General features: G+C 46.3%; 21 protein-coding genes. 8 read left to right on the top strand and 13 right to left on the bottom strand.

What is annotated here, in order from left to right:
- Positions 1–20 precede the first annotated feature (20 nt).
- From R7Q46_RS15860 to cysQ, 4 genes are all read left to right on the top strand, one after another.
- A complete protein-coding gene (locus tag R7Q46_RS15860; RefSeq protein WP_025998648.1) occupies positions 21–746 on the top strand; it encodes an amidophosphoribosyltransferase in 726 nt (241 codons plus the stop codon).
- A gap of 97 nt (positions 747–843) precedes the next feature.
- Entirely contained in the window at positions 844–1,428 is a 585-nt protein-coding gene (gene nfuA / locus R7Q46_RS15855) for a Fe-S biogenesis protein NfuA (protein ID WP_005379313.1), read from the top strand.
- 176 nt (positions 1,429–1,604) lie between these two features.
- Positions 1,605–2,174: an ADP compounds hydrolase NudE gene (gene nudE, locus R7Q46_RS15850; RefSeq protein ID WP_005379309.1), complete on the top strand. Its 570-nt coding sequence runs from the start codon at positions 1,605–1,607 to the stop codon at positions 2,172–2,174.
- A 44-nt stretch (positions 2,175–2,218) separates the two neighbouring features.
- Positions 2,219–3,046: a 3'(2'),5'-bisphosphate nucleotidase CysQ gene (gene cysQ, locus R7Q46_RS15845; protein ID WP_005379308.1), complete on the top strand. Its 828-nt coding sequence runs from the start codon at positions 2,219–2,221 to the stop codon at positions 3,044–3,046.
- Between the two features lie 302 nt (positions 3,047–3,348).
- Here cysQ and R7Q46_RS15840 read toward each other — a convergent pair whose 3' ends face one another.
- Genes R7Q46_RS15840 through gspC form a run of 12 tightly spaced genes read right to left on the bottom strand, consistent with a single transcriptional unit; the run spans position 3,349 to position 14,657 of the window.
- Entirely contained in the window at positions 3,349–4,110 is a 762-nt protein-coding gene (locus R7Q46_RS15840; RefSeq protein WP_213886568.1) for a type II secretion system protein N, read from the bottom strand.
- Between the two features lies 1 nt (position 4,111).
- Entirely contained in the window at positions 4,112–4,603 is a 492-nt protein-coding gene (locus tag R7Q46_RS15835) for a type II secretion system protein M (protein WP_213886589.1), read from the bottom strand.
- A gap of 7 nt (positions 4,604–4,610) precedes the next feature.
- On the bottom strand, positions 4,611–5,813 hold the full coding sequence (gspL, locus tag R7Q46_RS15830) for a type II secretion system protein GspL (protein ID WP_165401605.1): 1,203 nt from the start codon (positions 5,811–5,813) through the stop codon (positions 4,611–4,613).
- On the bottom strand, positions 5,782–6,792 hold the full coding sequence (gene gspK / locus R7Q46_RS15825; RefSeq protein WP_005382999.1) for a type II secretion system minor pseudopilin GspK: 1,011 nt from the start codon (positions 6,790–6,792) through the stop codon (positions 5,782–5,784). The genes gspL and gspK overlap by 32 nt, the downstream gene beginning before the upstream one ends.
- On the bottom strand, positions 6,785–7,462 hold the full coding sequence (gspJ, locus tag R7Q46_RS15820; RefSeq protein ID WP_047103742.1) for a type II secretion system minor pseudopilin GspJ: 678 nt from the start codon (positions 7,460–7,462) through the stop codon (positions 6,785–6,787). The genes gspK and gspJ overlap by 8 nt, the downstream gene beginning before the upstream one ends.
- Complete coding sequence (gene gspI, locus R7Q46_RS15815) at positions 7,449–7,838, bottom strand: type II secretion system minor pseudopilin GspI (RefSeq protein ID WP_170960382.1); 390 nt, start codon at positions 7,836–7,838, stop codon at positions 7,449–7,451. The genes gspJ and gspI overlap by 14 nt, the downstream gene beginning before the upstream one ends.
- Positions 7,825–8,424, bottom strand: coding sequence for a prepilin-type N-terminal cleavage/methylation domain-containing protein (locus R7Q46_RS15810; protein WP_017635010.1), 600 nt, complete (start codon positions 8,422–8,424; stop codon positions 7,825–7,827). Before R7Q46_RS15810 ends, gspI begins: the two co-directional genes overlap by 14 nt.
- Positions 8,425–8,453: 29 nt before the next feature.
- Complete coding sequence (gspG, locus tag R7Q46_RS15805; RefSeq protein ID WP_005379298.1) at positions 8,454–8,897, bottom strand: type II secretion system major pseudopilin GspG; 444 nt, start codon at positions 8,895–8,897, stop codon at positions 8,454–8,456.
- Between the two features lie 59 nt (positions 8,898–8,956).
- On the bottom strand, positions 8,957–10,174 hold the full coding sequence (gene gspF / locus R7Q46_RS15800; protein WP_033905910.1) for a type II secretion system inner membrane protein GspF: 1,218 nt from the start codon (positions 10,172–10,174) through the stop codon (positions 8,957–8,959).
- Positions 10,174–11,676, bottom strand: coding sequence for a type II secretion system ATPase GspE (gene gspE / locus R7Q46_RS15795; RefSeq protein ID WP_005379296.1), 1,503 nt, complete (start codon positions 11,674–11,676; stop codon positions 10,174–10,176). Before gspE ends, gspF begins: the two co-directional genes overlap by 1 nt.
- Positions 11,676–13,694 carry a type II secretion system secretin GspD gene (gspD, locus tag R7Q46_RS15790; RefSeq protein WP_005379295.1) on the bottom strand — a complete coding sequence of 673 codons (2,019 nt, stop codon included), beginning with the start codon at positions 13,692–13,694 and terminating at the stop codon, positions 11,676–11,678. The genes gspE and gspD overlap by 1 nt, the downstream gene beginning before the upstream one ends.
- A gap of 36 nt (positions 13,695–13,730) precedes the next feature.
- Positions 13,731–14,657 carry a type II secretion system protein GspC gene (gene gspC / locus R7Q46_RS15785; protein WP_005379294.1) on the bottom strand — a complete coding sequence of 309 codons (927 nt, stop codon included), beginning with the start codon at positions 14,655–14,657 and terminating at the stop codon, positions 13,731–13,733.
- A gap of 253 nt (positions 14,658–14,910) precedes the next feature.
- Here gspC and hslR point away from each other — a divergent pair, with 253 nt between their 5' ends.
- The 4 genes from hslR to R7Q46_RS15765 all read left to right on the top strand — a co-directional run bounded on the left by hslR (position 14,911) and on the right by R7Q46_RS15765 (position 20,477).
- Complete coding sequence (gene hslR / locus R7Q46_RS15780; RefSeq protein ID WP_005379292.1) at positions 14,911–15,297, top strand: ribosome-associated heat shock protein Hsp15; 387 nt, start codon at positions 14,911–14,913, stop codon at positions 15,295–15,297.
- A gap of 31 nt (positions 15,298–15,328) precedes the next feature.
- Entirely contained in the window at positions 15,329–16,204 is an 876-nt protein-coding gene (gene hslO / locus R7Q46_RS15775) for an Hsp33 family molecular chaperone HslO (protein ID WP_005379290.1), read from the top strand.
- A gap of 336 nt (positions 16,205–16,540) precedes the next feature.
- Positions 16,541–18,169, top strand: a complete 1,629-nt coding sequence (gene pckA / locus R7Q46_RS15770; protein ID WP_005379288.1) for a phosphoenolpyruvate carboxykinase (ATP) — start codon at positions 16,541–16,543, stop codon at positions 18,167–18,169.
- Between the two features lie 190 nt (positions 18,170–18,359).
- The gene (locus tag R7Q46_RS15765) at positions 18,360–20,477 is read left to right on the top strand and encodes an AsmA family protein (protein ID WP_318077604.1); all 2,118 of its coding nucleotides are present in this window, start codon (positions 18,360–18,362) and stop codon (positions 20,475–20,477) included.
- On the opposite strand, the gene R7Q46_RS15760 is transcribed toward R7Q46_RS15765, so the two are convergent.
- Positions 20,463–21,380 (bottom strand): bifunctional GNAT family N-acetyltransferase/hotdog fold thioesterase, encoded by a 918-nt coding sequence (locus R7Q46_RS15760; protein WP_005379283.1) that lies wholly within the window; start codon positions 21,378–21,380, stop codon positions 20,463–20,465. The two genes, R7Q46_RS15765 and R7Q46_RS15760, sit on opposite strands and share 15 nt — an antisense overlap.
- Positions 21,381–21,403: the final 23 nt, after the last annotated feature.

The raw sequence follows: 21,403 nt of genomic DNA, 5'->3' as shown, positions 1-21,403 counted from the left end.
TATCACCATGAATAAACGCTATGTTATCTCATCACTGGCAAAACATCATGCATCGTGTATTGAGCAGTCAATGCGGCCTGTGTCGGTTCCCTATTCAAACACCAAGCCACACAAATACTCTGCGCTGGTGCGAGCACTGTTTAAAATACCTAACTCCGGTAAAACGATGTCAACGCTGCGGTTTATCATTACAGAAAGAAGAAATGAGTACGGATAGTATTTGTGGTGAATGTCTTTCAGAGCCACCGCCATGGCAAAGGCTATACACGTTAGGCGATTACGACTTTCCCCTTTCACGGGAAGTACAACGCTTTAAAGATCACGGAGAGTCTTGGCATGTAAAAGCATTAACCGAGCAACTGGCACAGCGCATCACCACGCCAGCTCCAATCATTACCAGTGTGCCATTGCACTGGCAGCGTTACCTGCGCCGGGGTTTTAATCAAAGTGATGTTTTAGCCCGACACCTCGCCAAGCAATTGCAGACTAATTTTGATGCGAAGGTCTTTCGTCGAGTAAAGCTCGCCCAATCACAGCGTGGTAATACCAAAACAAGCCGTGAACAAAACTTAAAAGGCGCGTTTATTCTCAATAAGCAACCTCACTCTTCCCATGTTGCCATCGTCGATGATGTAGTCACCACAGGCAGTACCGTCCGACAATTATGTCATTTACTACTTGAAGTTGGCGTAGAAAGCATCGATATTTACTGCATCTGCAGAACACCTGCTCCTCGTTCTCTCTAGATCGCTTCGCCATGCCTTAGCATCAAAAAGACTAGACCCATACGTCAACAAGAGTAGAATAGCAGCAGTAACCTACAAATTTACTCGGGTATTCGTCGTGTCAAATATTACTATTACAGAAACTGCGCAAACGCATTTCGCTAACCTTTTAGGTCAACAACCTGAAGGCACTAACATTCGTATTTTCGTTGTGAACCCAGGTACACAAAACGCTGAGTGTGGCGTGTCTTACTGCCCACCAGAAGCAGTAGAATCGACCGACACTGAACTCTCTTACAGCGGTTTTTCAGCTTACGTGGATGAGCTAAGCCTGCCATTCCTTGAAGACGCTGAAATCGATTTTGTTACCGATAAAATGGGCTCTCAGCTAACGCTAAAAGCACCTAACGCTAAAATGCGTAAAGTTGCGGACGACGCACCACTGGTTGAGCGCGTTGAGTACGTTATCCAAACTCAAGTGAACCCACAACTTGCTGGCCACGGTGGTCACGTAAACTTGGTTGAGATCACTGAAGACGGTGTTGCGATTGTTGCATTTGGTGGCGGTTGTAATGGCTGTTCTATGGTTGACGTAACACTTAAAGAAGGCATCGAGAAAGAACTGCTAAACCAGTTCATTGGTGAACTAACCGCAGTTCGTGATGCAACAGAACATGACCGTGGTGATCACTCTTACTACTAAGAGTAAACACTGTCAGAAAATGGGAGGCTTCGGTCTCCCATTTTTGTATCGATACTGAGGTGATGCTGAGATGCTTAGCTCGACTCGTAAAATCCGCTAGAAACTCAGGCGGAGTTCTCATATATTAAGAATCTTACGCATCTCGTAAACGCCAACGACACCAAGGAGCCAGCGTCATGCCGAAACGAACCCCACCAGAGATACTCTCATGCCAGACGGTTGCAAAATCCAAACTGTTTGCTGTGGAAGCGCTCGACCTTCGTTTTTCCAATGGTGAGCACCGTACTTATGAGCGTATGAAGCCAAGTGGACGAGATGCTGTAATGGTAGTCCCTGTAACAGAACAAGGCGATTTATTACTGGTGCGTGAATACGCCGCTGGAACTGAACGTTACGAGCTAGGTTTCCCAAAAGGGCTGATTGACCCAGGAGAAACACCACACCAAGCTGCGGATCGTGAGTTAAAAGAAGAAATCGGCTTTGGCTGTAATCAGTTAACCCCGTTGAAACAAGTTATCCTCGCGCCATCTTACTTTTCGAGCAAAATGACTCTATTTTTAGGACAGGCGCTTTATCCAGAGAAGCAAGAAGGCGATGAGCCTGAACCACTGGAAATTGTGCGTTGGCCACTTGCGCAAGCCGAAGAGTTATTAACTCACATGGATTTCTGTGAAGCACGAAGCATCACAGCGCTAATGTTGGCACTGAAACACTTACCAAACACCACTCACAAGCATAACCAATAACGGTCATTAGAACCGAATAACACTGTGAGTAAGGACTATCACTTATGCCAATGACAAAAGATCTATCTCACCTACTTCCTCAAGTCATCGAGATTGCCCGCAGTGCTGGGCAAATGATCCTCGAAATATATGAAAAGAAGCAATACGAGGCCTACACCAAAAGTGACGAAACTCCCGTAACAAGTGCAGATATTGCAGCTCACAAGTTCATCACTGAACGCTTGAGTGATCTGACGCCTGACATTCCCGTGTTGTCAGAAGAAGACGCAGACATAAGCTTAGAGCAACGCGCTCAGTGGGAACGTTATTGGTTAGTCGACCCTCTTGATGGTACTCAAGAATTCATCGCTCGCAGTGGTGACTTTGCCACTATTATTGCGTTGGTCGACAACAATCGACCAACCATGGGCGTCGTTTACGGCCCTGTATCTGGCGTGACTTACTACGCTTATAATGGCAAAGGCGCCTGGAAAATTCCCGACATGTCGGACAGCGTCAAAATCCATACACACAAACACGAACAGCCAGAGCAAAGCATCGCAATTGCTATTAGTCGTCGCCAAGACATCAATCGTATTACTAACCGTATGAGCAGCGCCTGGAATTACGACTTAATACCGCTCGGTTCTGCGGCATTGAAAGCATGCCTCGTCGCGGAAGGGGCGGTAGATTGCTATCTCCGACTAGGTCCAACAGGTGAGTGGGACACCGCTGCGACACAATGCATTGTTGAAGAAGCTGGCGGACGTATTCTCAGCACGCAATTAGAACCGCTGTCATATAACGAGCGGGAAACACTAGAAAACCCGAATTTTATTGTTCTTGGTGATGCGGATTTACCTTGGAATGAGATTTTACAACGCAAAGATTAAGCGCCCTATCGGTAAAATTTAGAGCACAAAATTCTAGCAATAGAAAGGCCACGAATATCTTCGTGGCCTTTTCTTTTTGACCTTCTGTACAGCACTTGGAGTATTTGGCCTACCATGTTCCAGTTACTTGCAAAGCTGAACAAAAGAAACAAATCGCTTAAAAATCATGACTTTAAACTTTCATTCACTCCCAATCAAGATCGAATGTACAGCGAATAGAGGTTTTAGCTTACGATGATCCAAAAGCAAAAAGAGCTGCACAATAGCAGCTCTTTTAAGATATTGGATTTTGTCACGATAGGTTAGAAGCGCCCTTGGTAATTAAACTCATATTGACCTTGAGCATTCGGCTTACCCAGCCATTTCAGTTGCTCCCCCATGCTGGATGGGAACTCTGCACCAGGTTTGAACCACGCTTTGGTTGAGTACCGTTGATTAGGCATCAGTTCAGCGGAAAACGCCGCAGAGACTTGTTTGCTGCTCTGCTCACCAGTTGCCGTCAATACACTATCCTGACAGTTTATATCGGCAATCACAGGACCGAGATCTAAGCTGCCAACGGGGCTTTGAATACCACTGGCATTCCATACTAAAGTGCCTTCACCGTTCTTACACCAAGGCGCAGCATAAGTCGCATGACGAATATTCAGCTCAAGCTGCCCATCAACACCAACAGGCACAGGGAGGCGCGCTTGCTCAACAACTTTTACCGCCGGAATCGAGGCAACTAAGTTTTTGGCATAAGGGCCATCACTTAAGCTATAGCCGACAAAACCGCGCCCACGGACGTCCATTTCACTACCACGACCAAAGCGCACAGCAAACTCAGCTTTACCTGTCAGTAGGCTCGACCATTGGAAATCCCAATTAACTTCTCCAAGGTTCTGGCGCTGCCAACGAATACTAGAAGCTTGACCTTGCCATACCGAACCGTTGGCTCCTTGAATGTCCAGGTCTCTCACTGTTGGTGCTTGTTGTAACACCCAAGAGACTGGTAATCCCATTAAAAGACTTACTGAAAAAAAGACGATAAAGATAACAACGTAAAGTACTGCTCGCTTCACCTTAACCTCGCTTAAACTGAAGGCGGTTTACATCGATCATGCCCGCTTGCTCTGTTCGGTCGATATCTAAAAATTCGACTTCAATACCCTGTTGCTCTTTCAAGTAACGTAACCAATCCACTAGTTGATTAAACGCGAGTGGTTTGATCCACACTTGAACGCTCTCATTACGAGGTTGTACTCTAATCAACTCAACTTTATAACGACGAGCTGAAGAAGAAACCAACTGATTCAACGGTTGACTAGAGTAGCTCACACCGCTGCTTTTTCGCAGTGCAGTGATGCCATCCGCTTTATCTTGTACCCAAGCTAGCAACTGCTTTTCACTTTGAATACGTGACTGAGCTAGCTCCGCACGTTGGCTCATTGGCTGTAATAAACCCCAATAAATAATACCGATAACGGCAATAGCGCCACATCCCATGACCAAACGCTGCTCACGCTGCGAGATGCTACTCCACCAAACCTGAGCTTGAGAAATTATGTTTTTCATCATCACCTCACAAACGCTTCAAAACAAAGCTGCCAACCACAACGTTATCGCTACGGTTCAACTGACCTTGCTCAACATTAAACTTCTCTGCCAATTTCACACGAGCCTGCTCAAAAGGTTGGAAGTCTGAACTACGAGCCTGAATACGTACTTCGCCACGTTGTCCGTCGTATTTAAAGCTAGTGATCTCCAAGTCGCTGACCTGACCAAGCGTCGCGGGTAATGCCGCCAACCATGACAACATTGCCTGCTGACCACTTCCACCAGATAAGCGGCGCTCTTCATCATCCATTTGTCGTTTGAGGTAACTAACGGTAGGAATGCGTCGTTTATTTGGGAACACCTGGCGGAAAATACGCTCACTCTCCTCACGATACGCTTGAGCTTGTGCTTCGTACTTGTGGACCACGAGCAACTGCTGCGCAACCATGACGACGATAAGCACCCCCGCAGCAATGGTGGCTTTTTGCCAGAGCTTCCAGTATTTACCCCAAGAAGATTTCGGCTTGAAGATCCCAGTCAGCAAATTGACTTTGCTTTCTGTCACCCCCTTCGCCAGTAAAGCCATCGTCATTTCTTCTGGTTGCGGATCCCATATTTCAGGTAACGCAGATTCCGGGACCGAGCTAAAGCAATCGAGCTTCCAACCTTCATGATTTTGTAGATAAGAAGAGAGGTAAAGGTCTAACCAAGAAGCGTCGACAACCGCGCCCTCTGTCGCAGAGTGACGAATTAGCCATTGCTCGCCAATCATTGCAGCACTGCTGTGATCTCCACGAACCGGTAACGCAAGCACATCGGGTAAAATGCGTTTAATGGCGATACCTTGGCTTGAGAAACGTTGCAGTACAGTCTGAATCCAAGCACGTTCAACTGCGCAAATCTGCGCTTTATCCGCTTGTTTACCCAACACGCTAAAGTGCAGGCCATCAACGTCCTGAGCAACTTCGTCTTCCACTAAGTACGGTAACATAGCCTCGAATTGGCGTGTTGCACCAGGTGGTATATCCACTTGCGTCAGGACTACATCATTACTCGCCAACAGCGCCACAACTTGGCGCTGACCAGCATATGAGACCAATTCATCTAAGTGTTCCCACCCGGCGATTTCACCGCTAGCAATCACTTCCTGTTGATCTGTCGACCACACCACCCAAGGAATGGTACTTTGTTGTTCGCTACTCAGCCGAACGGTCAGAAACTCGCTCACTGATCCCTCCAAAACGACGGCGAACTACGGTCACCGTTTCTCTATTTGTACTTTGCAAAAGGCTTCGGATACGTACACGTGATTCATCCACCAACACTTGTGCATCCAATTCAAAAAAGGCGCTATCCACACCCAAATAGCCTTTGGCGTTTTTCTTTACATCTTCACTTAAGCCAGCCATTTCTGACTCTGCTAAAAATTCATCAATGCTATCCCACCCATCAAATGGGCGTTTTTCAATTAGCTGAATCGCATCACTACTGCTTAAGTTTGGTGAGAACATTGCCACCAAAATCGGAGTTTGCTCAACATCAATCGTATTCACGTTTAAACGCCAGTCATCACTTGGTAATGCACAGACCAGCGGCTCCAATTTTTGGAAAATTTCACCACTCACCTGATAGACAGCACGTAACTCGGAAGCATCTGCCATCCAACCATTTGATGCTAAATAGGAAGGCTTCATCGCTTCATATGTGCTGTCTTCAACCCCAGTAGTCGAACGGACAGAGTCGTCAGCATCAATGTATTCCCAAGTAGAGTCTGCAATGATTTCTGCTTGATATGGCTCGACATCCAACTCTTCTAATAGGCGCTGCAATACATTCACTAAATATGGTCTTGTAATTTGCTGACCCGTTGGTTGCACACGACTCAATACATTTAGATTAAAGCACGCTTGCTTGTCTCTAATTCGTCCCGCCGCTTGACCATAATCTAACGGATAGACTTGCTCTTTTATCGCCCACGGTTGACTCATATTAATCGTGTCGGTGTCTTTATAACTTTGCTCGATACCCACTTTTGCTAGCGCCTCGACGCCAAGGCTGTACCAATACGCTTGCTGGTAATTGATTTGATTAGCGCCTCGCTGAAACTGCAAGAACAAACGTTCCGACATACTGGCAGCAACCGTCGCCATAATCGCCAGCAACATCAACACTATAATCAAAGCAACACCGCGTTGACGGTTAACCATTATTGCTGTCTCCTGAACTTTCCTCTTTCTGACTCAATGTGCCATCAGGAGTGAGATAAGTGCGGGCAATTTCTCCATAGTCTTTGAGAGTGAGAACAACAGAAACCGCTTTCGGCAGCGCTTTTTCTTCAGCCCACTCTTTTTTCCATTGCTTACCATCATAGAAACGCATATCAAATGACTCGACCTGCGTTAGCAATGGAGTAACAGTACCTTGTTGCCCAACCGGCGTATCAGGATAGCGCCACCATACTCGCTGCAGTGTTTCTTCTTTTAAGCGATAGCCAACCTTGGTTACTTCTCCACGAGGGAACTGCTGCTGAGGGTTGTGCCAACCTAAACGGGCAAACATCAGTCCTTTGGTATCGGAGTCCAACAGGTAATCGGACCAAAAAATTAGCCGGCTAGCAGGCTCTTCACCATTAGTACGTGTTTGACGCATCGCCATTTGACGAAAATCGTTATCCATCATCACCATGGCACGCTGAATTTCGTTTAAGCGTTGGGTTCGTTCTTGTGATAGCGCATTGCTACGCTGTACTTGCGATACCACTTGGTACGCAGCGACACTTAAACTGGCAAAGATGGCAATCGATACCAACACTTCAATAAGTGTAAAACCTTTTACCCTTTGGCGCGTATTTGCGCGGGGATTATTATTGCGCCACATAGCTTCGTACCGTTACTATAGGGCTCGCGCTTTTCTCTACCGAGACGCTTACATCAAATGCTTTCAGCAATGGCTGCGTCGTGGCGACTGGCGTGACTTTCCAGAACCAAGTGCGTCCTGCCAGCTCTTCTGTGCCGTTTTTCGCTTTGAGTTCTCCGGTATTCAACATCACATTTGCCATCTGATTATCCACAACCATGGCTGCAAACATTTTTTCTTCTAAATAACTGATTGTATTAATATGCTGGCTCACGGAGCGAATGACACTGATGGCAGCGGTGGCGAAAATTGCCAGTGCGACCAATACTTCCAGTAAGGTCATGCCTCTCGTCCGGCGATGACTCAAATTTAGGCGAGCTTGCTTAAAATTGCGCATTCTCATCCTCTTTCACTTCTTCGCCCGGGGCTAATAACAAAATTTGTCCACTTTCTTTGCCAATGACTCGCCAACCGTCATTAAAGGCATCACCATTTTGCGGAAAAAAAGACAGGGTAAATGGCGTGACTTCGGCGCTGGAAAAGATAAACACTTGCGGTGGCTCAATTTTCTTTTCGTCCTCTTCTTCTGCGAACATGTCTTCATCAAAAAGAGAACCTGGTTTGAATAAGCGCTCATCATTATCCCAAGCACCACCGCCGAGTTCGAGTTGTAGCGTAATATCTTCTTCTAGCTTGGTTTTGCTCGGAATCTGCTTTAATTTCAGAGGCTGCCAACCTTCTGAGGTTAAACTCAGTAGAGCGTAGGTCGATTTGGCATCATCCACTCGAACGCCAAAATCTTTACCGCTCAGCACCGCTTCTTCATTGAGCAGCTGTAAACGCTGAAAAAAGCTTTGAGCATACTGTTTGGAAAGATCTTTTTGGCTAGTCGGTAACGTCGAGATCACGGCCACAGCCGTAAGAGATAGCAAAACCAGCACCAATAGAATTTCTATCAATGTAAAACCGTTATGTTTTCGCATTTGTTTCATTAGTGCTGGCTTAGGCTCAATTATTGGAAATCTTGCATGTTCCAGTTGCCAATATCTGCAGCTGGACCTTCTCCACCCTCTTGGCCATCTGCGCCTAGAGTGAAGATATCGATTGTACCGTTATCACCTGGGCTTAAGTATTGGTACTGGTTGCCCCAAGGGTCATTAGGAAGACGTTTGATGTAACCACCATCACGGTAGTTGCGTGGCTCTGGGTTAGATGGCTTACTAACCAATGCTTCTAGACCTTGGTCCGTTGTTGGGTAAACGCTGTTATCCAACTTGTACATATCTAAGGCATTTTCCAACGCGACAATGTCCGTAATCGCTTTTTGTTGGTCAGCCTTCTCTTTGTTACCCAATAGGTTTGGAACAACAAAACTTGCCAAAATACCTAGGATAACCACAACAACCATCACTTCTAAAAGTGTAAAACCCTGTTGTTTACTACGCTTAAACTTCATTTTTTTCTCCGAAAGTTAGATTAAAGCCATGCCGTTAGTAGACACGTCTTAATTCGAAATTATCCGCTCATCAAGTTATTCATTTCTAACATTGGCATCAAGGTCGCCATCACAATGAACAACACTAATCCAGCCATTAATGCAATCAGCGCAGGAGTAAACACACCCAGAGCAATATTGACTGTTGATTCAAAGTTTTGATCTTGGTTATCGGCTGCCCGCGTCAACATGCTCTCTAATTCACCACTTTGCTCACCACTGGCGATCATGTGTAGCATCATTGGTGGAAACAAGCGGGTTTGGTCCAACGCCTTACGCAGACTAGCGCCCTCTCGAACGTTATCCGCTGCAAGCAACACTTGCTGCTTCACATAACGGTTAGACATAACATCTACCGCAACGCGCATACCCTCTAGAATTGGAATCGCACTGGAAGTACAGATCGAAAGCGTTCGTGCGAATCGTGCGGTATTCAAACCTCGAGAGATCTTACCTATTAGCGGTAAGCTCAAGATTTTTCTGTCCCAAGCTAAGCGAAAGTCTGGCTTTTGCAACGCCAGTTTGAGGCCATAGAAAAGCACCACCAGCACAACGAAAATAATCAGCCCCCAATCTTGCACAAACTCACTGGCTGCCAGTAAAAATTGCGTCGATTGAGGTAACTCTTGGCCCATCTGAATGATGGGTTCAATGATTTTAGGAACCACTGTCGCCAATAAGAACGAAACGATGACAACCGCGAATACCACCAAAACTACAGGATAAATCATGGCTTGAAGCAATTTAGATCGCATCTTTTGGCGGTTTTCGACATAGTCTGCCAAACGCTCTAATACGGTATCGAGGTGACCTGATTTTTCACCCGCCGCAACCATGGAGCGGTACAGTTCATCAAACACGTGTGGGTAATCGGCAAAACTGTCGGCAAGCGGATAACCCTCTGTTACTTTCGAGCGAACCGCAGCCAACATAGAACGAATCCTCGGCTTTTCAGCCTGCTCAGAGACCGCACGCAAACACTCTTCCAAAGGCATTCCTGATTGGACTAGCGTAGACAATTGCCGTGTGATGAGTGCCAGCTCAGATGTTGAGATACCGCGCTTAAAGCTGACTGAACCTGAAGACTTAGCCGATTTAGCTTTCGTCTCGACCACTTCAATCGGGATCATCCCTTGCTCTTTGAGTCGCTGGCGCACTTGTCGGGCGTTGTCCCCTTCTATCGTGCCTTTTTTATGCTTGCCTTTTGCATCTAGCGCTTTGTACTCAAATGCCGCCATTAGGTTTCCTTCGTCACTCGCATCACTTCTTCAAGTGACGTAATACCACGACGTACTTTGCTTAAACCATCACTGCGAATACTTGGCGTATGGGCGCGAACGGCTCTCTCAATTTCTTGTTCACCAGACTCTCGATGAATCAACTCTTGCACTTGCTCATCAACCATAATGAGCTCGTGGATACCTGTTCGACCTCGGTAGCCTTTTTGGTTGCACGCTTCACAGCCTTTTGCTCGGTGCAGTTCTAACGGTTCATGCGCTTCCATACCAAACAGTTTTTTCTGTTCCGCATCGGCTTCATACGGCTCTTTACAGCTTGGACAAAGCGTTCGAACTAAGCGCTGCGCTAGCACCCCTAATAACGAAGAAGAAATAAGGAATGGCTCAATACCCATATCACGTAGACGCGTAATCGCACCCACTGCGGTGTTGGTGTGGAGAGTAGACATTACCAAGTGACCCGTTAAGGACGCTTGCACTGCAATTTGTGCGGTTTCTAAGTCACGGATCTCACCGACCATCACCACATCCGGGTCCTGACGCAGAATGGCACGCAAGCCGCGCGCAAACGTCATGTCGACCTTTGGGTTCACCTGAGTTTGACCGATGCCATCAATATCAAATTCGATCGGGTCTTCAACCGTTAGAATGTTGCGTTCGTTGCTATTGATCTCTTGCAAGCCAGCGTACAAGGTGGTGGATTTACCAGAACCTGTCGGGCCCGTCACCAAGATGATACCGTGAGGGCGGCCAATCAAGTGACGGAAGTTGTCATGCACTGAAGGTGTCATGCCCAAACTATGTAAATCAAGACGAGTCGCGTTTTTATCCAACAAACGCATTACCACGCGCTCACCATGTGAGGACGGCATCGTAGATACACGCACGTCCACCGCACGACCACCGATACGCAACGAAATACGGCCATCTTGAGGCACACGCTTTTCTGCGATATCTAGTTTAGCCATAACCTTCACACGAGAAACTAGCAAAGGCGCTAGCTTACGGCTTGGAGTCAGGACTTCACGCAATACGCCATCGACACGGAAACGAATCGAAAGGGTTTTCTCGAACGTCTCAATATGAATATCCGACGCACCTTCTTTGATCGCTTCGCCCAACATGGCGTTGATCAATTTGATGATTGGCGCATCGTCTTCCGATTCTAATAAGTCTTCATCATGCGGCAGTTCTTCAGCCAAAGAGAAGAAATCATCGCTATCAGCACCAATATCTTCCATCAACTGACGCGCTTCAGACGAGTCGCGTTGATATGCTTCGGTCAGCTTTTTATCAAAGGCTTCTTTATCGATAGGTTGCGGTACGAAGCTTTTCTTTAATACACGACGGACTTCAACCAGAGCCGCAGGGTTAAGCGGCTCGACATAGTAAAGAATAGGTGGACGCTCAGGATGCTCTGTCTCCAGCACCAGTTTAAAGCGGTTGGCAAAACTGAATGGCAGACGACGCATACTTGGCGCTGTGTCTAACATATCAACCATTAGTTGTTTTCCATTTGATCAATAAACGCTTGAATCTCTGTTGGGTGCTGACGCTCCTGGCCAAAGGCTGGCATAACCGGGATCTTCTCGTCTGCCATCAACTTCAACCCTTGATCCGCTTTATAAAGCTGTTCTGCGCGAATAAAGTTGTATTTACGCTGCGTAATACCGTCAGCCGTCACACCATCGCGAATAATCGTCGGCTTGATGAACACCATCAAGTTACGTTTTTCTGTTTGCGTGCTAGTTGACTTGAACAGGTGACCCAGTACCGGAATGTCACCCAATAGCGGCACTTTAGACTCACTTTCAAGTGCGCGTTCATCGACCAAGCCACCAAGAACCAACATCTGACCATCTTGGATCATGACAGAGGTGTTTAACTGTCGTTTAGCAAAGCGAACGTCAACCGCACCGTTCGCGCCTAATACGTTGGAAACTTCTTGTTCAATGTTTAACTGTACAGAGTCACCTTCGTTAATTTGTGGCACTACTTTGAGTTTGATACCGACTTCTTTACGGTCAACCGTTTGGAATGGGTTGTCGTTGTTTGAGCCAGCCGTAGAGCCCGTAATAACCGGAACCTCTTCACCCACAATAAATGATGCTTCGCCATTATCCATTACGGTAATACTCGGAGAAGATAGAATGTTTGAGTTGGAGTCAGAAGCAACAGCACTAATTAGCGCTGTCCAGTCACCCATGACAATACTCATTGCCGCACCATTTACTCCGCTAAGTGCTGACGCTAGCGTAGAGTAGTCACCTGATTCAGTAACATCATATGGCGTTCGTTCGCCATTAGAGTTGGTATAGTATTCAGTTCGGGTTTGATCTTTTGCTTCTTCTAGACCAACCATCACCTGACCAATCGGGGCTCCTGAGTTACCGTACTGAATTACAGCACCCGTTTCTAACGAACCCCACTGAACACCTAGGTTAATACCATCACCTTCAGACATTTCGACAATTAACGCTTCAATAAGAACCTGAGCACGACGAATATCGAGTTGAGAAATGACGTCTTGTAATGCCATCATAATATCTGGCGGCGCTGTTAAAACTAACGAGTTAGTTGCAGCGTGAGCAGCAATGACGACCTCACCACGCGATGCACCTGATGTTTTCTGACCGGCTTGCTTTTCAGCTTGCAGGTTATCGGAAACACCTTTCAATACATCCACCAAGTCTTCAGCTTTCGCATTTTTCAGGTACACAACTCGGTTGTTACCTTTTGTCGCCATTTCAACATCAAGTTGACGAATCAAACGTTTCAAGCGGGCTCTTACTTTTGGATCACCAGAAATTAAAATCGCGTTAGTACGTTCATCGGCCACAATTTTAGGTTCAAGGAACTCTGGCGTGCTTTTCTGATTCGCACTTTTATTCAGTGCTTCGACAATGCGTACCATTTCAGCAGCAGATGCATTACGCAGCTCCACCAATTCAATTTCTTTATCACCGGCTTGGTCAACACGCTTGATGATCTCTGCTAAGCGATTCACTACTGCCGCACGACCAGTAATCAAGATAATATTCGCTGGATCATAATGAACCACGTTACCGGCACCGGCATTATCAATCAGTTGACGAAGTAGAGGAGACAACTCTCGAACCGACACATTACGCACCGCGACAACTCGAGTGATAACACTATCGCCTTGCGCGCTGCCATCACCTAACACAGGGATTGCTGAGGTTTTTGAGTCTTTTGCTTTGATAACCTTAAGTACCCCATTGTCCATCTCTACGACTGCGTAACCGTATACTTCAAGGACATTAAGGAAAAAGCTGTAATATTGCTCTTCGTTAAGTACGTCATAGCTGCGGACATCGATCTTACCGCGTACTGAAGGATCAACAATGATGGTCTTTTCGAGGTTACGACCCACTATGTTGATGAATTCTTGAATATCAGTGCCTTTAAAGCTCGCACTAAATTCGTTTGCCATTGCACCTGGTACGCAGAGTAAACTTCCTGCTAGTAGCCAAGCACTTTTGCTGAACCAATGTTTCACGTATGTCTCCCTGAACTTACGCCGGTTGCCTAAGTCTTACAATTGGATATAGATATCGTACTGTTGGCCGTCTCGCTCAACAGTTAAATTTAATTCTTGCGGATCGCTCATCACTTGCATCAGTTGTACTGAAGAAGACGGATCACTTAAATCGATCCCGTTCAGTTGAACCGCAATATCACCAGGTTGTAGCCCTACATCATTAAATAATGCGGCATCACGACCAGGTGATACTCGATAACCAACAATGTCTCCGTCTTTTTTGACGGGTGAAATGGTGATGTATTTAAAAACGCTTTGTGGATCTTTCGCAATTTCTTCGCGGATTTGCTCTAATTTCTCTCCAACGTCAGACGTCGCTGCTTCTGCTCGCTGAGCTTGCGCCCTAGCTACCTGCGGCGATTCAGATAGCTTCTTATATTCTATACCTTCCATCATTAAGGTCTCGTCTCGACCTTGGTTATCAATGATGACGCGATCCACCAATACCGCTTTTAGTGTCGCACGTGTCCCTTCGATTTCTTCACCCAAACCGTACGTAGCTTGCTTACCTCGGTTAGCAATAACAGCAAGGCTGGTGTTGGCATCACTGCTGGCAACCGCACCGACCAGCGTAAGGTTAAGGCGCGTCTTAGGGGCGTCTTTAACAATAGGCTGTTCTACAACCGCCGCTTTTTGCTCAGTGTATTTACCGAATAGGTTGGCATTCTGAAGGGCATTAAAATCTATCGCGTCGCCTTTATTGCTCGCAGCAACGCTACTCGCCGATGGACGCCATTGCGGCACTTCCGACGATTGAGGTATGGCTAACCACACAATTTTGCCAAGTATCCATCCGGTTATCGCAATAAACAGACAGGTAAGCAACAAGCTAAGTTTGGCTTGAATGGTATAATGATTGGACTTGATCTGAGCCAGTAGCGGTCTGCTTGATAATCCTGCACTTAGCTCTAAACGTTTCACTGAATGGATTCCTTTATTCTAACGTCCGTCATTTAAGCTATAACGATAGCTATCGACTTTAAATTGCTAAATTTGCAATAAAATTATTACTCAACAAAGAGCAGTGAACTATATCACAAGTTGTCTTTCATACCTTTTTCTTATGCAGTTTTTGCCAACTCCCTTGAAAAAAATACGCCTTGACTCCATCTGTAGGTGAATAATCCATCACTCATTGCCGTATTCGGGCAGTGATTAGATAGCGTAGTGTTCTATGAGTTCCCTAAATGAAGCCGTTAGGCTAGATAAATGGCTATGGGCCGCAAGATTTTACAAAACCCGCTCCATCGCGCGTAACATGGTCGATGGCGGTAAAGTCCACTATAATGGCCAACGAAGCAAGCCGAGTAAAATCGTTGAAGTGGGCGCTGAAGTCAGACTTCGTCAAGGCAACGAAGAAAAAATCGTGATCATCGAACAAATCTCAGATCAACGCCGAGGCGCTCCCATCGCACAAACCTTATATCGCGAAACCAATGAGAGTATCGCGAAACGTGAGGAACACGCGACTCAACGTAAGCTTAATGCCCACAACCCAAGTCCGGAACGCCGCCCAGATAAAAAGCAGCGCCGAGACATCATTAAGTTCAAACACCAATAAAAGCCGGAATTACCAACGAGGAAAGCACTCCATGGCAAATAATGTTTTAAACCGCTACCTATTCGAAGATCTTTCAGTACGTGGCGAGTTGGTACAATTAGATGAAGCGTACCAACGTGTTATCTCCAGCAAGGAATATCCGGCAGCAATAGAGAAACTGCTGGGTGAGCTACTCGTTTCAACTACTCTTTTAACTGCCACTCTTAAGTTCGAAGGTTCGATCACCATCCAGCTACAAGGCGACGGTCCTGTGTCTCTTGCCGTTATCAACGGTGACCATAACCAACGTGTTCGTGGCGTAGCTCGCTGGGAAGGCGATGTTGCCGATGACGCAAATATTCACGATCTAATGGGTAAGGGCTACCTTGTGATCACCATCGAACCGAAAAACGGCGAGCGTTACCAAGGCGTCGTTGGACTAGAAGGTGACACTTTAGCAGAAGTGCTAGAAGGCTACTTTGCAAACTCAGAGCAGTTAAAAACGCGCCTATGGATCCGCACTGGTGAGCATGAAGGCAAAGCACACGCAGCAGGTATGTTGATTCAAGTGATCCCTGACGGCACTGGCTCTCCAGATGATTTCGAACATCTAGAGCAGCTCACTGACACAGTAAAAGATGAAGAATTGTTTGGTTTAGAAGCGAACGAGTTATTGTATCGACTATATAACCAAGACAAAGTACGTCTGTACGAGCCGCAACCTGTCGAGTTCCATTGTGGCTGTTCTCGTGAGCGTAGCGGTGCAGCAATCATCACCGTTGAGAAAGCTGAAATTTATGACATTTTGGCAGAAGTTGGATCAGTTTCTTTACATTGTGATTACTGTGGCACAACTTATACGTTCGACGAATCTGAAGTCACTGAACTGTATGCACAAGCTTCTACAGACAAGAAAACCCTGCATTAATTTACATAGCTTATCAAGCACGTAATTTACCCTACAAAAGGCCAGCTTAATGCTGGCCTTTTTGTGATCAACCCCTCGTAATAACTAGCCTCAAGCGTAATAAAACAACTGCTTAATTTTAAACAATTAATAATAATTTTGCCCTAGCGCAAAGGATTGCGTGCACGATAGACTATTCCCACCAATATGTGACGGGTTACCTAAAACCTTATTGAAATCATGGGTAAATTTTGAGCTATCTCCCTGTTTTCTCCCCGCCCCGTTGCTAGCATGGTGAGCAGATTAAAATTAAAACATTCTTACAAAATCCCTACAAAATCCTTATAAGGAGCACCTATGACCGTTATGGAACATACTAAGGCTGCAACACTTGATCTAACCAAGCACGGACTGCATAACGTAAAAGAGGTTATTCGCAACCCAAGCTACGAAATGTTGTTTGAGGAAGAAACGCGTGAAGACCTAACCGGTTATGAGCGCGGCGTGGTTACTGAACTAGGTGCGGTTGCCGTTGACACTGGCATCTTTACTGGTCGCTCACCAAAAGATAAATACATCGTCAAAGACGCTACGACAGAAGAACATATGTGGTGGACGTCTGATCAAGTGAAAAATGATAACAAGCCAATCACTCCTGAAGTGTGGGACGAGCTAAAAGAACTGGTCACAAACCAGCTTTCTAACAAACGCTTGTTTGTTGTTGACGGTTACTGTGGTGCAAACCCAGATACACGTTTGAGCATTCGTGTTATCACAGAAGTCGCATGGCAAGCGCACTTCGTTAAAAACATGTTTATTCGCCCGACGGAAGAAGAGTTAGCGACATTTGAACCAGACTTCGTAGTAATGAATGGCGCAAAATGCACTAATCCAAAATGGGAAGAGCAAGGCCTGAACTCAGAAAACTTCACCGTATTTAACCTAACTGAGCGCATGCAACTTATCGGTGGTACTTGGTACGGTGGTGAAATGAAGAAAGGTATGTTCGCGATGATGAACTACTTCCTTCCACTAAAAGACATCGCATCAATGCACTGTAGCGCTAACATGGGCAAAGATGGCGATGTAGCGGTATTCTTCGGTCTATCTGGTACGGGTAAAACGACCCTGTCGACTGATCCTAAACGTGCGCTAATTGGTGATGATGAGCACGGCTGGGATGATGACGGTGTCTTCAACTTCGAAGGTGGTTGTTACGCAAAAACCATCAAACTTTCGAAAGAAGCGGAGCCGGACATCTACAATGCAATTCGTCGTGATGCACTGCTAGAAAACGTAACAGTACGTGGCGATGGCTCTATCGACTTTGATGATGGTTCGAAAACAGAAAACACACGTGTTTCTTACCCTATCTACCATATCGATAATATCGTTAAGCCAGTATCAAAAGGCGGTCACGCGAATAAAGTGATCTTCCTATCAGCCGATGCATTTGGCGTACTGCCTCCAGTATCTAAATTGACACCTGAGCAAACTAAGTACCACTTCCTGTCTGGCTTTACCGCCAAACTAGCGGGAACAGAGCGCGGTATTACTGAGCCAACACCAACTTTCTCTGCTTGTTTCGGCGCGGCGTTCCTAACGCTCCACCCAACAAAATACGCGGAAGTACTGGTAAAACGCATGGAAGCAGCGGGCGCTGAGGCTTACCTAGTGAATACTGGTTGGAACGGCACTGGCAAACGTATCTCTATTCAAGATACACGCGGAATTATTGATGCCATTCTTGATGGTTCGATTGAAGAAGCACCAACTAAGCACATTCCAATCTTCAACCTTGAAGTACCAACGTCACTACCAGGTGTGGATCCTAGCATTCTAGACCCTCGCGACACGTACGTTGACCCACTTCAGTGGGAAAGCAAAGCGAAAGATTTAGCAGCGCGCTTTATCAATAACTTTGATAAGTACACAGACAACGCTGAAGGTAAATCTCTGGTTGCGGCTGGTCCTCAGATTGATTAAATCGAGTAACAGCGACGTCGCGTAAACGCAGTGAAAAGTTGGCATTAACTTATCACCTTTACGTAGGCCAAGTTACAAAAATTGCTTCAAGCCCCTCTTTTGAGGGGCTTTTTATTGAATACCACAGAATATTGATACAAGCTAAAGCCTATCTAGTTTTATTTCATAACACACGTAGGTTCTAGCAAAGATGAAAACAGCGCGTCGAGTTCTACTTCTGTTACTGGTTATCTTAGTTGCCATTCCAGCCGCTACGATTGCGCTGCTAACAACATCTTACGCGGACGCAACCTGGCGCTTGCTGTCAAACACCTTTTCTCTTCCCTTCCGGGCCGAAAGCGTGCGTTATGGCTTTCCCTATCACCTAACTTTACAACGCGTGAACACCAGCGGAGACGATGCGTCTTACATCGAGCAAGTCGATTTATGGATGAATCCCGATGTTTATCGCGATGGTAAATGGATCGTTGATAGTTTATTGATTGATGGTATGAGCTTGCAGTATGGCGCACCAAAGCTCCCACCTTTAGATAACGTTTTATTCCATCAAATCGCGCTCAAAAATATTGATTACGCCGACGAGCAGTTCTCTGCCAATGGCATTGACCTTCAAATTCAATCACCACAATGGAATGGTCAATTAATACCATATGGCGAAGTTCAACTTGCAGCTGACCAACTCTATTGGAATGGCGAAGCCTTTAATCAAGTCTTAGTCGATATAGACTACAAACCGCAAGACAGTACGCTTTATGGCACCTCTTTTAACTGGCGTAACAGTCAAATATCTGGGCAAGGGGAGCAGTATCCTCAAGGCTGGTCTTTAGTAAATGTGACCATCAACAAGCTGAAACTGAGTAATACGCAGCGCCAGTCACTGCTTGCAAAACCTTGGCACGATCTACCATTTAACATTAATCATATTAATAGCTTAGATTTGCTTAACGCCGATATTGAATGGGGCGACTGGCACTGGCAGAACTTGGATCTTTCTGTGGAAAACGCCACACTGCCACTGTCTCTCTGGAAGACAAAAGCTCAAGTGTCATTGCAGGCGGATAGCGTTCGATTCCAGCAGCAAACCGCAATAGAGCCACGTTTGAGTGCCGCTATCGAGCCAGGAGTAATCCAGCTCAACGAGCTCAGTTTAGATTGGCAGCAAGGTCGAGTGCAAGTTTCTGGATTGTTCACGCCAACACAATGGAAGCTCAAAGAAGCCTCTATTCAAGGCCTCAAGTGGGCAACACAGCCAGAAGACAACCTAAATTGGTGGCACGCCGCCACCAGCGAGTTAGAGCATGTTGCAATCGAACGACTCGACATTGAGCGCAGCCAAATTATCCAGCTATCTCACGAACCTTATTGGCAACTTTCCGGTTTAAATATCGAAGGGCAACAGCTTGATATTAAACAGTCGGCTCAACGTTGGGGCCTTTGGCAAGGCGAATTGGAAGTCAGCGTTGTCAACGCCAGCTATGACCAAATACTCACGTCTCACGCAGCACTTGCCATGCAAAGCAAAGATGGCTTTTGGCAATTGACTCGCCTTTTTGCGCCACTCGAGCAAGGCTACGTAGAAGGCATCGGACAAATAGATTTGAGTACCCCGAGCCAACCTTGGGCGCTCAACGTCAATGCTGATGGTATTCCCTTATCGCTCTTCCACGATTATTTTTTACCCGACACACTGGCTATTGATGGTTTTTCCGATCTTAGCCTCGATCTACAAGGGTTATCAGGTAATCGCAACATGCTGGCCTACAGCTTATCGGGTGAAGTGGAAGCCAATCTCCGAGATACCCGCTTGAATTCCCAAGCGGATCATTCGCTCAAAGCCATTACCTTAAGTCCACTGCGTTTAAGCGCGCAACGAGGGGAAGTTGCCATAAAGCCGGTCACAATTTCAGGAAAAGCCATAAGTGGTAAGGTTTGGGGAACATTTGATATGGCCAACAACCCGCTAAGTGGCATTACTTATCAATTGGAAGAGTCGTGCGGAAACATTGAAGGCGATCTACTAAGTGGTGAAACCCACCGTAATGAGTGCGTGAACGCATCAAAACTGGCCGAGCCTACTGATATTGAGACTCCACAGAAAAATGAACCTTCCATCGAGCAGCCAATCGTAATTGATAACATCAATTTGGAGACTCAAGAGGAAGAGCTTTACGAAGAAGTTATCGAAGAAGATGAAGTACCCGACACGAATTCCGCAGCAGAACAAACCCTCTTACCGACAGAGCAAGAAGGTGAAACAGATAAGCGCCCAGCAGATCAGTCGGCGCTTACCCCATCAGCAACTGAGTAACTGCGAGTAGTTCGGTATCAGCATATAGGTACCGACAAAATCAACAGCTGGCGTGTCACCACTATAAATCACTACGTGAATAACGATGCGTGCTTTGCGTCCCGACTCCAATCGGTCTAGGTCACCACTGATCCCATCCAACGAAGTACTCGCCACGGGGTTTTGTTCGACTGGTTGACGATAGCGAATAGAGCTGTCGGCCAACACAATATCACCGTGCAACCCACGCTCTTTAAGCAGCAGCCACGTCATCCCCCACCCTGTCAGGGTTGCTAAGGTAAAAGCTGACCCGGCGAACATGGTGTTATGCGGATTAAGGTTAGGATTAAGCTGCGCACAGCATTCAAACTGGTAACCCGTGTACTGGTTAATTTTGATCCCCATTTTGTCGCTAATTGGGATTTGTTGCTCCCAGCGCTGTTGAAGCTCAGTACACCATTCAGGGCGACGTAACACATTGGCCATCGGATCCAGTTGCTTCACCATTTGCTGATGGCGCACAGGGCCACGCTCATCGGTCAGCTCACCTCGACGCTCAAAGCCATTTTTTTCATAAAAGGCGATGGCATCTTCACGGGCATTACACACCAAGCGTTTCGCTCCTTCTTGGCGTGCTAACGACTCTAGTGCAACCAAAACCAGCGAACCCATCCCTTTGCTACGGCGATTATTTTTAACCGCCATATAGCGGATCTGGCCATCATTGTCCGGCGTAATGTATAAACGGCCAATCGCCATAGGACGACCTCGACCATCAACAATCATGCGGTGATGACTCATTTCGTCGTATTCATCGCGCTCTGAGCCGATCGGCATACGCCATGGCTCACGAAGCAGTTGCCAGCGAAACTGATAATACTTGTTTATCTGATTATCGGTTTTGGGAGTAATGAGTTTGAACATATCAATCCTTTGAAAGCACAACA

It is taken from the genome of Vibrio sp. 811, from assembly GCF_033339195.1.
The sequence above is the reverse complement of the archived record's forward strand: the minus strand, read 5'-3'. Positions and strand labels throughout refer to the sequence as shown.

Excerpts from the sequence above, each read along its gene's own strand:
- R7Q46_RS15860 (WP_025998648.1), top strand. The coding sequence starts at position 21 with ATGTTATCTCATCACTGGCAAAACATCATGCATCGTGTATTGAGCAGT.
- nudE (WP_005379309.1), top strand. The coding sequence starts at position 1,605 with ATGCCGAAACGAACCCCACCAGAGATACTCTCATGCCAGACGGTTGCA.
- cysQ (WP_005379308.1), top strand. The coding sequence starts at position 2,219 with ATGCCAATGACAAAAGATCTATCTCACCTACTTCCTCAAGTCATCGAG.
- R7Q46_RS15835 (WP_213886589.1), bottom strand. The coding sequence starts at position 4,603 with ATGAAAAACATAATTTCTCAAGCTCAGGTTTGGTGGAGTAGCATCTCG.
- gspK (WP_005382999.1), bottom strand. The coding sequence starts at position 6,792 with ATGGTTAACCGTCAACGCGGTGTTGCTTTGATTATAGTGTTGATGTTG.
- gspJ (WP_047103742.1), bottom strand. The coding sequence starts at position 7,462 with ATGTGGCGCAATAATAATCCCCGCGCAAATACGCGCCAAAGGGTAAAA.
- gspI (WP_170960382.1), bottom strand. The coding sequence starts at position 7,838 with ATGCGCAATTTTAAGCAAGCTCGCCTAAATTTGAGTCATCGCCGGACG.
- R7Q46_RS15810 (WP_017635010.1), bottom strand. The coding sequence starts at position 8,424 with ATGCGAAAACATAACGGTTTTACATTGATAGAAATTCTATTGGTGCTG.
- gspG (WP_005379298.1), bottom strand. The coding sequence starts at position 8,897 with ATGAAGTTTAAGCGTAGTAAACAACAGGGTTTTACACTTTTAGAAGTG.
- gspF (WP_033905910.1), bottom strand. The coding sequence starts at position 10,174 with ATGGCGGCATTTGAGTACAAAGCGCTAGATGCAAAAGGCAAGCATAAA.
- gspE (WP_005379296.1), bottom strand. The coding sequence starts at position 11,676 with ATGGTTGATATGTTAGACACAGCGCCAAGTATGCGTCGTCTGCCATTC.
- hslR (WP_005379292.1), top strand. The coding sequence starts at position 14,911 with ATGAGTTCCCTAAATGAAGCCGTTAGGCTAGATAAATGGCTATGGGCC.
- hslO (WP_005379290.1), top strand. The coding sequence starts at position 15,329 with ATGGCAAATAATGTTTTAAACCGCTACCTATTCGAAGATCTTTCAGTA.
- pckA (WP_005379288.1), top strand. The coding sequence starts at position 16,541 with ATGACCGTTATGGAACATACTAAGGCTGCAACACTTGATCTAACCAAG.
- R7Q46_RS15765 (WP_318077604.1), top strand. The coding sequence starts at position 18,360 with ATGAAAACAGCGCGTCGAGTTCTACTTCTGTTACTGGTTATCTTAGTT.
- R7Q46_RS15760 (WP_005379283.1), bottom strand. The coding sequence starts at position 21,380 with ATGTTCAAACTCATTACTCCCAAAACCGATAATCAGATAAACAAGTAT.